General features: G+C 64.7%; 13 protein-coding genes. 11 read left to right on the forward strand and 2 right to left on the reverse strand.

Annotated features, from left to right (window positions below; genetic code table 11):
* Positions 1 to 27: 27 nt before the first annotated feature.
* Complete coding sequence (locus tag AiwAL_RS03910; protein WP_235703107.1) at positions 28 to 1,122, reverse strand: hypothetical protein; 1,095 nt, start codon at positions 1,120 to 1,122, stop codon at positions 28 to 30.
* Positions 1,123 to 1,638, reverse strand: a complete 516-nt coding sequence (locus tag AiwAL_RS03915; RefSeq protein ID WP_262312169.1) for an adenine phosphoribosyltransferase — start codon at positions 1,636 to 1,638, stop codon at positions 1,123 to 1,125.
* 155 nt (positions 1,639 to 1,793) lie between these two features.
* Here AiwAL_RS03915 and AiwAL_RS03920 point away from each other — a divergent pair, with 155 nt between their 5' ends.
* The 11 genes from AiwAL_RS03920 to AiwAL_RS03970 all read left to right on the forward strand — a co-directional run bounded on the left by AiwAL_RS03920 (position 1,794) and on the right by AiwAL_RS03970 (position 12,915).
* Positions 1,794 to 3,122: an extracellular solute-binding protein gene (locus AiwAL_RS03920; RefSeq protein WP_235703106.1), complete on the forward strand. Its 1,329-nt coding sequence runs from the start codon at positions 1,794 to 1,796 to the stop codon at positions 3,120 to 3,122.
* A gap of 18 nt (positions 3,123 to 3,140) precedes the next feature.
* Positions 3,141 to 4,022 carry an ABC transporter permease subunit gene (locus tag AiwAL_RS03925; protein WP_262312159.1) on the forward strand — a complete coding sequence of 294 codons (882 nt, stop codon included), beginning with the start codon at positions 3,141 to 3,143 and terminating at the stop codon, positions 4,020 to 4,022.
* On the forward strand, positions 4,019 to 4,855 hold the full coding sequence (gene ugpE, locus AiwAL_RS03930) for a sn-glycerol-3-phosphate ABC transporter permease UgpE (protein WP_235703104.1): 837 nt from the start codon (positions 4,019 to 4,021) through the stop codon (positions 4,853 to 4,855). The genes AiwAL_RS03925 and ugpE overlap by 4 nt, the downstream gene beginning before the upstream one ends.
* Positions 4,855 to 5,958 (forward strand): ABC transporter ATP-binding protein, encoded by a 1,104-nt coding sequence (locus tag AiwAL_RS03935; protein WP_235703103.1) that lies wholly within the window; start codon positions 4,855 to 4,857, stop codon positions 5,956 to 5,958. Before ugpE ends, AiwAL_RS03935 begins: the two co-directional genes overlap by 1 nt.
* Before the next feature lie 189 nt (positions 5,959 to 6,147).
* Positions 6,148 to 6,792, forward strand: a complete 645-nt coding sequence (locus AiwAL_RS03940) for a DsbA family protein (RefSeq protein WP_262312160.1) — start codon at positions 6,148 to 6,150, stop codon at positions 6,790 to 6,792.
* Between the two features lie 7 nt (positions 6,793 to 6,799).
* Positions 6,800 to 10,297 (forward strand): chromosome segregation protein SMC, encoded by a 3,498-nt coding sequence (smc, locus tag AiwAL_RS03945; protein WP_235703101.1) that lies wholly within the window; start codon positions 6,800 to 6,802, stop codon positions 10,295 to 10,297.
* Positions 10,298 to 10,382: 85 nt separating this feature from the next.
* Positions 10,383 to 10,703 (forward strand): AtpZ/AtpI family protein, encoded by a 321-nt coding sequence (locus AiwAL_RS03950; protein WP_262312161.1) that lies wholly within the window; start codon positions 10,383 to 10,385, stop codon positions 10,701 to 10,703.
* 14 nt (positions 10,704 to 10,717) lie between these two features.
* On the forward strand, positions 10,718 to 11,473 hold the full coding sequence (locus tag AiwAL_RS03955; RefSeq protein ID WP_235703099.1) for a F0F1 ATP synthase subunit A: 756 nt from the start codon (positions 10,718 to 10,720) through the stop codon (positions 11,471 to 11,473).
* An 82-nt stretch (positions 11,474 to 11,555) separates the two neighbouring features.
* On the forward strand, positions 11,556 to 11,789 hold the full coding sequence (locus AiwAL_RS03960) for a F0F1 ATP synthase subunit C (protein ID WP_235703098.1): 234 nt from the start codon (positions 11,556 to 11,558) through the stop codon (positions 11,787 to 11,789).
* Positions 11,790 to 11,817: 28 nt separating this feature from the next.
* Positions 11,818 to 12,381 (forward strand): F0F1 ATP synthase subunit B, encoded by a 564-nt coding sequence (locus tag AiwAL_RS03965; RefSeq protein ID WP_235703097.1) that lies wholly within the window; start codon positions 11,818 to 11,820, stop codon positions 12,379 to 12,381.
* Between the two features lie 12 nt (positions 12,382 to 12,393).
* A complete protein-coding gene (locus AiwAL_RS03970) occupies positions 12,394 to 12,915 on the forward strand; it encodes a F0F1 ATP synthase subunit B (protein ID WP_235703096.1) in 522 nt (173 codons plus the stop codon).
* Positions 12,916 to 12,945 lie beyond the last annotated feature (30 nt).

Here is a 12,945-nt window from a genome sequence, read left to right on the forward strand (position 1 = left end):
CCGCCAAGACAGGCTGACGCTCACGCATCACGACGGGCGCCATCCGAGGCGCTGGAACATGAATTCGCGCAAGGCGAGCAGCGCGCCCGATGGCAGATCGAGCGGGGCAAGCGCCGACGCTGCACCGCCATCGGCCGTGAGGCTGATTGCGCTTGCCGCCGCCGCCGACTGCAAGGCCGGCGAGGCAACCGCCGCGACGGCGGCCTGGCGCCAGATCGCCACTTTGGCCGATGTCGTCAGATGCGGCAGGACAAGCATGAAATCGATCCGGCTGGCGGCGGCAACGGCGCGATAGGCTTGATCCAACGGTTGCGACAAGCCGGGCGCGCCGCGATTATCGGCGATCTCATGAATCGTCGGCAAATGTGGAAACAGAGGATCGCGCACGATATCGCCCGATTCGCCGGCAATCCCCAGCGTGCCGACCGGGATGCCGCCTTCAGCGGCCAACGGCGCCGCATCGGCGGGAATCTCTTCGCCGGTCAGCAGGACCGCATCGGCCTCGCCCGCCGCAAAGGCACGCGCAACGGCGGCGGCACCCCGCAGACCGAAGATGGGCACTACGCTGGCACCAAGGCGCTGGAAGGCCAGGAGTGCCGCGAGATCGGGGCTTTCGGGCGAGGCGGCGGCAAGCCGGATCGGCGCCGATTCGGACAGACGACCCAGCCCGCCGCGCAGGATCAGCAGGGCCGCGCTCAATCCGGCCATCACTTGTATCCAGTCGCCCGGCTGGAAATGCACGCGCGGATCGCCAGCCAAAAAGGCGATGGACGCCTCCCCCGGCAATATCGCGGCAGTCTGCCCGTTCGGCACTACCAGCGTTTGCAGCCGGTTCGCTCCGGTCACACCGTCCTGGCCGCCGACCGTACGCAACTGGATCGGCGCGTGCGCCGACAGAGCCGTCCGCATCCCCAGCGCCGACGCCCTGGCCCAGCGATCCATCCGGCCGCCGTGCGGGCCGCCAACCAGGATGTTATATCGGGCTCTCGATCCGCCATCCTGGTCGGCGATGATGGCCGGGCTTCCGGCAAAGCCCGGCCGAACCATCGCCGACCCGGCGAGGCCCGCGCCGATCACCCGCAGAAGCGCCCGCCGCCGCATCAGGCCAGACCCGGCGGACATCTATTTATCGTAGGTGACCAGCGCTTCGAACGGCACATCGAGCCTGTCTCGTCCCTTGAGGAATTCAAGTTCGATCAGCGCGGCCGCCGCCGGCACTTCGGCGCCAACCTTTCTCAGCAATGCTATCCCGGCCGCCATGGTGCCGCCGGTCGCGAGCAGATCATCGACCACGACCGCGCGCTGGCCCGGCTGAATCGCGTCCGCCTGAATCTCGATCCGATCTGTGCCGTATTCGAGATCATAGTCGAGCGCGACGATCGGTCCCGGCAGCTTGCCGCGCTTGCGCAGCATAATGAACCCGCATCCGAGCTTGAGCGCAAGCGGCGCGGCCAGCAGAAACCCTCGGCTTTCGACCCCGGCGAGAATATCGGGATGATGGGCGCGCACCAGCTTGGCCAGCCGCCCCATCGCGACCTGCCACGCATCGGCGTTCCGCAACAATGTCGAGATGTCGTAGAACAGGATTCCGGGCTTCGGAAAATCCGGGACGCCGCGTATATGGTCTTTCAGATTCATCGGGCTCGTATAGCCGAGCCGGCGCGGGTGGCAAACCAGCGGCGGCATACGACCGCCGAACCCCCTATTGTCATGCCTCCTTAACTGATATGTCATCCGTGTGTCATCAAGCCGCGCTAAGCGGCGCATCTCAAACGAATCGAGGGGAATTCACAATGAAACGCCGCACATTGATCGCCGCCGCACCCGCGACCGCCATGGTCGCCGCCACGGCCCGCGCCACAGCACCCACCACAATCACCCTCTGGCACGCAATGAGTGGCGCGCTTGGCCAGAAGCTGCAATCCATCGTCGATGCTTTCAACAAAAGCCAGTCGGCGGCACAGGTCGAGGCGGTCTATAAAGGTTCCTACCCCGAGGTGCTGACCGCGACCATCGCCGCGTGGCGTGCCGGCAAGGCGCCCTCGATCGCTCAGGTGTTCGATGTCGGCACCGCCGACATGCTCGCCGCCGGCCGCGCCGTGGTCGATGTATGGAAGCTGGCCGAGATGACCGGCGTCGCCATCGAGCCCGCGACCTATATCCCCGCCGTTCGCGGCTATTACAGTCTGAACGATGGCCGGATGGGCGCCGCCCCGTTCAATTCCTCGACCGCGGTGATGTGGATCAACGAAGACGCTTTCGAAAAAGCCGGGCTCGATCCGAAAACCCCGCTCGCCACCTGGGGCGACGTGATCAAGGCCGCGCGCGCGGTCAAGGCCAGGGGAGCGGCGGAAATCCCGGTCATGACCTCCTGGCCGACCTGGGTGCATTTCGAGCAGTTCGCCGCGATCCATAACGTCGAATACGCGACCCTGAACGACGGGTTCGGCGGTCCTAAGCCGAAACTGATGATCGATTCCGCGCCCTTCGTGAAGAATCTCGGCACGCTGCTCTCGATGCAAAAGGAAGGCCTGTTCAAATACGAAGGCCGCGACGGCGCACCGAGCCCGATCTTCTATGCCGGCAAGGCCGCCATCACCTTCGATTCATCCTCGATCTACGGCCAGCTCAAGCAGAGCGCGAAATTCAAATTCTCCGATACCTATCTTCCCTACCATCCTTCCGTCATCAAGAAACCGATCAACTCGATCATCGGGGGCGCCGCCTTCTGGGCGATGACCGCGCCGCATCGCAGCAAGACCGAATACCACGCCGTCGCTGAATTCTTCCGCTTCATCAGCACGCCGAAGAACGATGCCGGCTGGGCCGAGGCGACCGGCTATGTGCCGGTCACCGAAGCGGGCAATGCGCTGATCACCAAGCAAGGCTTTTATGCGGCGAATCCGGGCACCGATATCGCAGTCAAACAGCTGACCCGTAGCCAGGTGACCAAATATTCGCGCGGTATCAGGCTCGGCGGCATGCCGGAAATCCGTGTGATCATCGAAGAGGAATGGGAGCGGGCGATCCAGAACGGCGCTTCGGCGCATACCGCCCTGGCGCGGGCGCAGCGCCGCGCTCAGGCGATGGTCGATCGGTTCGCCCGGACCGCCCACGCCTGATCGTCGCCAGGATCGGCAATGGAACGGCGTACTTTGTTCAACGGCCGGCTTCTGCCGGCCGTTCTCGTGCTGCCCCAGCTTGCCATCACGATCCTGTTTTTCATCCTGCCGGCCTATAAAGCCTTTGCCGAAAGCGTGCGCGCGACCGATGCGTTCGGGCTGCACACCAGTTTCGTCGGATTCGCCAATTTCCTCCATCTCGCACGCTCGAATCTTTATCAGCACGCGATGATCCGAACCGGCGTTTTTTGCGTCGCGGTCACGGTTCTGGCGATGGCGGCCGGGCTCGTCCTCGCTGTTTTCGCGGATCGCGCGATCAAGGGCCGGGCGATCTACCGCACGCTGCTGATCTGGCCCTACGCGATCGCGCCGGCAATCGCCTCGGTGATTTTCGTTTTCCTGCTCCAGCCGCAGATCGGCCTGATCACCAACCTGCTCGGCCGTCTCGGTATCGATTTCGACTACGCGACCAATGGCGGCCAGGCATTCCTGCTGATCATCCTGATCGCCGCGTGGAAGCAGGTGAGCTATAACTTCATCTTCTACGTCGCCGGGCTGCAATCGGTGCCGCGCTCGGTGATCGAGGCCGCGACGCTGGACGGCGCACGCGGTTTCCACCGGTTCCGCACCATGATCTGGCCGCTCCTGACACCGACGACGTTCTTTCTGATCATCGTGAATTTCGTTTACGCGGCGTTCGACACTTTCGCATTGATCTTCGCACTCACTGCGGGCGGTCCCGGCACCGCGACCGAAACGCTCGTCGTCAAAGTCTATCGCGACGGGGTGATCAATCTCGACCTCGGCGGTTCCGCCGCGCAATCGGTGATCCTGATGGCGATCATCGTCGGCCTCACCTCGATCCAGTTCCGCTACACCGGCAAGCGGGCAGTCTCGTGACTCGCAAGCCCGATTATCTCGCCCACGCGATCCTGCTGATGGGCGTTCTGATCTTCATCTTCCCGATCTGGGTCACCTTCGCGGGCGCCACCCAATCGGCGGCGGCGATCAATCGCGGTGACATCTCTCTGATCCCGCGCCTGTCCGGCCTGGTCGTGTTCGTCCAGGCCCTCGGCCTCGGCAATGCGGCGAAAGGCGGCGTGCCGGTCTGGCACATGCTGCTGGTCAGTTTCGGCATGGCGCTGGGCATCGCGATCGGGAAAATCGCGATTTCCGCGCTATCTGCCTTCGCCATCGCGTTTTTCCGCTTCCCGTTCCGCATGCTTGCGTTCTGGCTGATCTTCATCACCCTGATGCTGCCCGTCGAGGTTCGGATCATTCCGACCTATTCGGTGATGTCGGATTTTCATCTGATCAACACCTTCACCGGCCTGACCATGCCACTAATCGCCTCGGCAACCGCGACATTGCTGTTTCGCCAGGTCTTCCTCACCATCCCCGACGAATTGGTCGAAGCCGCCAAGCTCGACGGCGCCGGCCCGATGCGCTTCTTCTTCGACATTCTGCTTCCGGTGTCGGGCGCCAATCTCGCCGCCCTGTTCGTGATCCTGTTCATCTATGGCTGGAATCAGTATCTGTGGCCGCTGCTGGTCGCGACCAATGGTCGGCTCGACACCATCGTGCTCGGCATCGTGCAGATGATCAACCCCGAAGCCCTGCCGCAATGGAATTTCGTCATGGCAGCCACCATCCTCGCCCTCATCCCGCCGGTTCTGGTCGTGATCGCGATGCAGCGCTGGTTCGTGCGCGGCCTCACCGAAGCGGACAAATAATGGCTACGCTGGAACTTCAAGGCCTCGCCAAGCGATTCGGCAAGACAACCGTGCTTCACGGCGTGGATCTCGCGCTGACCGACGGTGAGATGCTGGTCATCGTCGGCGCGTCCGGCTGCGGCAAATCGACCCTTCTGCGCCTCGTCGCCGGGTTGGAGGAACCCAGCGCCGGACGCATCCTGCTCGACGGCGTGGACATCACAGGGCGCGATCCCGCGCGCCGCGACATTGCCATGGTGTTTCAGAACTACGCGCTCTATCCGCATATGAGCGTGTTCGACAACATGGCCTATGGGCTGAAGCTCAAGGGCATGAAGCGTCCCGAAATCGCCCGGAAGATCGAGGAGGCGGCCGACACGCTCGGGCTTTCCGCGCTGCTCGGGCGCAAGCCGCGCGAGTTGTCGGGCGGCCAGCGCCAGCGCGTCGCGATGGGGCGGGCGATCGTGCGCGAACCCAAACTGTTTCTGTTCGACGAGCCGTTATCCAATCTCGATGCTAAATTGCGCGTCCAGGTGCGCGCCGATATCCGCAAGCTGCAAAAACGCCTCAAAGTGACCAGTCTCTATGTCACCCACGACCAGATCGAGGCGATGACCCTCGCGGACCGGCTGATCGTGATGCATGAAGGCCGCGCCGCACAGATCGGCGCTCCTACTGCAGTGTTCGACAAACCAGCGGATCGTTACGTCGCGAGCTTCATCGGTGAGCCCGCGATGAATTTTTGTTCCGCGACCCTGATCGCAGGCGGCACTGCCGCCCGCCTCGATGCCGGTCCGACTGTCGATCTCCCCGATGGCGCCAGAGCCGGAGCCGACGACACCCGAATCACCATCGGTATCCGGCCGCAGCACGCGCTGCTTTCGACCGGCGCCGATGCCATGCCCCTGACCGTGGAACTCATCGAGCCGCTCGGTTCCGAGACCCTGATCCACGGCCGGCTCGCCGATGGATCGGAGTTCATGCTCCGCGTCGCTGGCCCGGCACCGGCGGCCGAGACCATCAAAATCTCCCTGCCCGCACATTATCTCCACGTTTTCGATGCCGAGTCCGGCAAACGGCTTGAACCGCTCACGCCGGCCCTCTCCGCCCCGGCAATGCCATGAACAAATCCTTTTCGGCTTTCATGCGCCCGCATACGCCGATGTGACGGTGCTTCAGGCCAAACGGCCTCGTCAGGTTCCCCGGAGTTGGATATGAGATGCGGCATTCCCGCGAACCAGTCGGGTGAATCGGCGAACGGTTTTGGCTCGACGCGGCCGAATCTTTCGGCTACACTATATATAGAGGTAAAAATGCAAATCGACCGTCGTACGCTACTAGGGGTAGTGGGTGGATTGGGTCTCGCGACCGGCCTGGACCCGATGTCTGCCTTCGCCGCCGACACGACGCAAACCCCGGCCGCAAAGCAGCCGTTCGGGGTTCGCAGCCTCGGCAAATCCACCGCGCCGGCAACGGTAATCGAATATTTTTCGCTGACCTGTCCGCATTGCGCCTTTTTCGCCACGCGCGTCCTGCCGAAAGTTGTTTCGGTATATGTGAAAACTGGAAAACTTTACTATATTTTCAAAGACTTTCCCCTTGATGCAGTGGCGTTGATGGCCGCCCAGGTCGCCCGCAGCCTGCCGCCGCACGAATATTACCCGTTCATCTCGGCGCTGTTCGCGAGCCAGGATCAATGGGCCTTCAATTCCGATCTGAAAACCAAAAAACAATATCAGGACGCGCTGTTCCGCTACGCCGCCCTTGCCGGCATGGACCGCGCTTCGTTCGACGCGGCGATCGCCAATGCCAAGCTCAGAACGTTCATCCTGAACGAACAGAAACGCGCCGAGACGAAATATCACGTCAACGCCACCCCCAGCTTCATTGTCGATGGCCGCAAACACGAGGGAGCCATGGATTTCCGCCAGTTCTCGAAAATGATCAAGCAGGCATAGGCCGGATTTGCCCGCACGCTTCGCCCGACTGCGCATCGCCGGTTTCAAGAGCTTCGCCGATGCCACCACGATCGACATTCTCCCCGGCCTGACCGGAATTGTCGGGCCGAACGGGTGCGGTAAATCCAACGTCGTCGATGCGCTGCGCTGGGCGATGGGCGAGGCCAGCGCGAAATCGCTGCGCGGCGGCGAGATGGACGACGTCATCTTCGCCGGCACCATGGCGAGGCCGGCGCGCAGCCTTGCCGAGGTCGCGGTTATCCTCACCGAAACCGCGGGTCTTGCCCCAGCGCCCTTTCAAGCCGAACCGGAGCTCGAAATCTCCCGCAAGATCGAGCGCGGCTCCGGCAGCCTCTATCGGGTGAACGGGCGCGAGACACGGGCGCGCGATGTGGCGACCTTGTTCGCCGATCTTGCCTCGGGCGCCCGCAGTTCGGCGCTGATCAGCCAGGGGAAGATCTCCGCCCTGGTCAACGCGCGCCCCGAAGAGCGCCGCGCCGTTCTCGAGGAAGCGGCCGGCATCACCGGCTTGCATTCGCGCCGGCATGAGGCCGAACTGAAACTGCGCGCGGCGGAACAAAACCTCACCCGTGCCGCGGATCTGCGCGGCCAGCAGGAATCCCGCCTCGCCGAGCTTCGCAAGCAAGCCCGCCAGGCTAATCGTTATCGCAATCTTTCGGGAGCGATCCGCGACGCCGAGGCGGAATATCTTGCCATCGAGAAACAGATCGCCGAACAGGCGCGGAGCCGGGCGCAAACCGCCTTGACCGAGGCCGAAGCCGCCGTTGCCGCCGCTCAGACGGAATGCAATTCGGCGCTGGCCGATGAAGGCGAGCAAAGCGGGGCTTTGCCGGCGCTTCGCGCGCAGGAGGCCGAGGCGCGCACCGGGCTCGAACGTGCCCGAATCCAGGCCGAACAGGTCGAAGCCGAAATCGTCCGCGCGGAGGCGGCCCGCACCGAGGCGGAAAGCCGGCTTGCCTCGTTGATCCGCGATCACGATCACGCCGGACGTCTCGGTGCCGACGCGACCGCCGCGATCGCACGCCTGACCGACGAACGCGAACGGCTCGAAACCGAACGCGCCGCTGCTCCCGGTAATCTGGCGGCGGCACTCGACGCCGCCGCACGCGGCTCCGAGGCGATGGAACACGCGGAACAGAATGCGCAACAGGCAACGGAGATGGCCGCCCGCCTTGGCGCGGTGCAGGATGCGATCAATCTGCGCCTGAAGGATGCACGGAACCGGGCAACCCAGGCGCATAACCGAGCGACCGAAGCCGTACAGGCTCACGAACGCGCCCGCGCCGCCCTGATCCCGCCCGACCGGCTGGCCGCCGCCGAAGCCGAACGCGAGGCGGCCGAGGCCGAACGCCAAAGCGCCGAAACATCGCTGGAAGAGGCTCAGAATACCATCCGTCACGCCGAGGCAGCCCGGCTGGCCGCATCGGCGAAAACTGCGGATGTGCGCAGTACCGCACTCGCCACCGAGGCGGCTCACTCGCGGCTCCTGGCCGAAGCCGACGCATTGGCCGCTATTCTGGCGCAAAAATTCGGCCGGGACGACGACCCGATTCTCGACAGCATCGACGTTCCCGAAGGGATGGAAACGGCGCTCGGTGCCGTGCTGCGCGAGGAACTGGCCGCCGGCACCAAGTCCACGGCAGCACGGTTCTGGCGCTCCCTGCCGGCGATCGACGCTGCCAGCACGCTGCATTGCCTGTCGGAGCGGATCGAGGCGCCGGATGAGCTGCGCCGCGCCCTCGACCATATTCTTCTTCTGCCCGAAGGTGCCGACGGGGATGCGCTGCAAACTCAGCTAACGCCGGGGCAAAGCCTTGTGGCGAGCGACGGCGCGGTCTGGCGCTGGGACGGTTTCGTCACCCGTGCCGGCGCTCCGACCGAAGCGGCGATACGGCTGGCCCAGCGCAACCGGCTGGCGGTGCTGCGCCGCGAGGTCGATCACGCGCGCGACGCGGCGGAACGCGCCAAGGCCGATCGCATCGCGGCCGAACAGGCGGAATTGGCTGCCCGCAAATCTGAGGACGACGCTCGGGCGCGGCGCAAGACAGCCGAGTCCCGTGTGGATCGGGCCCGAACCGAGGCACGTATCCGCACCGAGGCTGCGAGCCGCCTCGCAACCGACGCCGAGCGTCTGGCGACACGCGAAGCCACTTGCTCGGAGGATCGCACCCGGCTCGAAGCCGAACTCGCGGATGCGCGAAAGACTCTGGCGGAAGCCGAAGCCGATCTGGCCGGTCTGGCCGACGCCGGGACGATCCGCCAGGCAGTCGAGCAGGCGCGTTTGGCACTCGGCGAGGCCCGCCGGCAGGACGCCGCGGCGCGCCAGCAGGTCCAGCACCTCCGCGTCGAAGCCGAACAACTCGACAAACGGCTCGGCGTGGTCGTCCGGGAACGCGCGGATTGGACCGAACGCGCCAGGGATGCCGGTTTTCGCACCACCGATCTGGCGGCGCGCTTGCACGAAGCGCGCACGGCGCTCGAAATCCTGACGCTCGAAGCAGGCGGATCGGAAGCGCGCGATAGCGCCCAGGCATCGCTTCGCCAAGCCGAAGCGGTCCATCGCGAGGCTGCGTCCGCCCTCGCCTCGGCCGAAGCGCAAAGCCGGCAATCCGCCGATGCCGCTCGCCGGGCCGAGCAGCAATTCGCCCGTGCGCGCGAAACCCTGATCGGCGCCGAATCCGTCGTGAGAGAGGCCAATCACGCCTGGGGAACCGTCGCCGAGCGGATTCTCGAACGTCTCGGAGTCGAGGCCGCCCTGCCGCCGATCGCCGAGGCGACGGCGGAACTGGCCGAGCGTGCCCGCAAGCGCTTCGAACGCCTGACCAAAGAGCGCGACGAGATGGGGCCGGTCAATCTGCGCGCCGAAATCGAGGTCGCGGAGATCGAGGCCCGGATCGCCGCGATCGAGCGCGACCGCGATGAAATCGCTACCGCCATCGCCAAGCTGCGCGGTTCGATCGGGCATCTCAACCGCGAGGGTCGCGAGCGGCTTTCCATCGTGTTCACCGAGATCGACCGGCATTTCCAGGCATTGTTCACCCGGATGTTCGGCGGCGGGCGGGCCCATCTCGCCCTCACCGGCTCGGACGACCCGCTCGAGGCCGGGCTCGAGATTTTCGCCGAACCGCCCGGCAAGAAACTGGCCACTTTGTCGCTTCTGTCGGGCGGCGAGCAGGCGCTGACCGCCCTGTCGCTGATTTTCGGCGTATTCCGCTGCAATCCGGCGCCGATCTCGGTGCTCGACGAGGTGGATGCGCCGCTCGACGACGCCAACGTGGGCCGATTCTGCACCTTGCTGGACGATATGGTCCGCGATACCGGCACGCGCTTTCTGGTCGTCACCCATCATCACCTGACCATGGCGCGGATGGACCGACTCTATGGCGTAACCATGCAGGAGCGGGGTGTTTCGCGGCTGCTATCGGTCGATCTGGGCGCGGCCGCAGCGATGGTCGATCCCCCGCGCGTCCTCGCCGCGGAGTAGAATTCCGGGATCGCGATATGTTGACTTGAACCACCGGCGCCGGTAGCAACCCCTCGCCGTCTTTCGAGGCGGGCGTTGGGGTGTGATGATGGATGACGATCCGGCTAAGGGACATGATGATCGGACCACGTTCGATCAGCGTCTTGCCGCGGCGCGCAACCGGGCCGGGCTCGACAAGCCCAAGCCGGTGGCGGAACCGCAGGCGGATGGCCCTAACCCGTTCAGTCTGGCGATGCGGCTGGGTGCCGAAATGGTGGCGTCCCTGGTCGTCGCCGTGGCGATCGGTTATGGGCTCGATCGGCTGTTCCATAGTTCACCCTGGTTCATGATCGGCTTTGTTCCCATCGGGGCCGCCGCGGGGCTGCGTAACGTGATCCGGGTGATGGGACCGGCCAAGAAGGACTGACCGGAGGAGACGCTATGACGCAAAAATCGGCGATCGACGCGCTGGGCCAGTTCCAGCTCACCACCGCATTCGGTCCGGTCGGCCGGATGATCGAATTCACCAATTCGAACCAGATGATGCTGCTCGCCGCCGCGATCATTACCCTTCTGTGCTTCATGGCGCTGCGCCGCCGCGCCGTGGTTCCCGGCCGGATGCAGGGCCTGGCCGAGATGAGCTACGAATTCGTCCATCAGATGGTGGTCGACACGATCGGCGAGGAAGGGCGCAGGTTTTTCCCGTTCGTCTTCATGCTGTTCAGCTTCATCCTGGTCGGCAATCTTCTTGGTCTTTTTCCATATTTCTTCGCCTTCACCAGCCATATCGCGATCACCGGCGCGCTCGCCATTTTCGTGTTCCTGCTCTCCACCCTCGTCGGGTTCTGGTATCACGGCATCGGGTTCCTGAAATTCTTTTCGCCGCCCGGCGTACCGGGCTGGCTTCTGCCCCTGCTCATCCCGATCGAGATCGTCTCGTTCCTGTCCCGGCCCATTTCGCTGTCGGTTCGTCTGTTCGCGAACATCACCGCAGGCCATGTGATGTGGGAAGTGTTCGCCGGTTTCATGATCATGCTGGTGGCGAGCCTCGGCGCCGTGGGCGTGGTCGCCGCCATCATTCCGCTCGGTCTCAATATCGCCCTGACGGCGCTGGAATTCCTGGTCGCCTTCCTGCAGGCCTATGTGTTCGCCGTTCTGACCTGCCTTTACCTACACGACGCGATCCATCTGCACTGATGATGTTTCGTCGGGTTGATCCGTTGCGCTTTACCGGCCGAACCGGCCATAATACCGCTGAACGCTGAAAGGAAATCGCCTCATGGCTATCAACTCCATCCTGCTCGCCCGTGACATCGGTGCCGGCCTCGCCACCATCGGAGTCGCCGGCGCCGGTGTGGGTATCGGCAACCTGTTCGGCTCATTCGTCGGTGCCGTCGGCCGCAACCCCGCAGCGCGCGACAAGATGTTCCGCGATGTTCTGCTGGGCTTCGCGCTAACCGAAGCGGTGGCGCTCTACGCGCTGGTCATCGCGCTGATCATCCTGTTCACCTGATTCGGCCGGGATAAGGATACAGCGCACGATGCGCCGATTGACGATCATCTTCGCCGCTTTTGCCCTCGCAGCGACCCCGGCACTGGCGTCGGCCGACGGTCAGATGCCGCAGATGGACTTCGCCAACCCGCTGACCGGCGCGCAGGTGGTGTGGATGGCGATCATCATGATCGTTCTCTATTTTCTGCTCTCGCGCTGGGCGCTGCCGCAACTCGGCAGCGTCATCGAGGATCGGCAGAACCGCATCAAATCCGACCTCGATGTTGCCCGCCATGCCAAGGCCGAGGCCGAACACGCGGTCGCCGAACTCAATCTCGCGATCCGCAATGCGCGGGAGGAAAGCCAGGCGGCGATCGCCGAGGCGGTCGGCACCGCCAAGGCACGCGCACGCGCGCAGTCGGACCGCCTGAACCAGCGCCTCGATGCCGAACTCGCCCGCGCCGAAGCCGAGATCGACGCCACGCGGAAGCAGGCCATGGCAGCCCTCGCCCCCGTCGCGCGAGAAGTCGCCTCCAGCCTGATCCTTCGCCTCGCCGGCAAACCGGCCGACCCTGAACGGCTCGACCGCGCCCTGGCCTCGGCCCAGGGATAGAGGAATTACGCCATGGAATATGCCGCCCTGCACGGTATCGTCTGGGACAAGGGAACCTTCTGGGTCACCATCGCGGTTCTGATCTTTCTGGGTTTTTTCGGCCGCAAGATCGTCGGCGCCGTCGTCACCATGCTGGATCAACGCAGCGCCGCCATCCGGCGCGAGCTTGACGAGGCGGCGCGCTTGCGCGGGGAAGCCGAGGTGATTCTCAGGGATGCCGAAGCGCGGCGTGAAGCGGCACTTGCCCAGGCCAAGGACATGCTTGCCCTCGCCGGCCGCGAAGCCGAGCGGCTCGCGGAGGAGTTGCTGGCCGATGCCGCGGCGGCGGCGAAGCGGCGCGAACAGATGGCTCTCGAGCGGATCGCCGCCGCCGAAAACGCCGCGGTGGCCGAGGTGCGCGAGGCGGCGGCATCGCTCGCCAGCCGGGCCGCGGAAAAGCTGCTTGGCGAGACGATCGACGAATCGCGCGATGCGCCTCTGATCGATCAGGCGATCGCGCAGCTTCCCGCCGCGCTCAGAAAACAGGCCGCCTGATCGCGCCCATGGCGCGAACCGGCGCGGATT

It is taken from the genome of Acidiphilium sp. AL (assembly GCF_025499445.1).
GTDB lineage: Bacteria > Pseudomonadota > Alphaproteobacteria > Acetobacterales > Acetobacteraceae > Acidiphilium > Acidiphilium iwatense.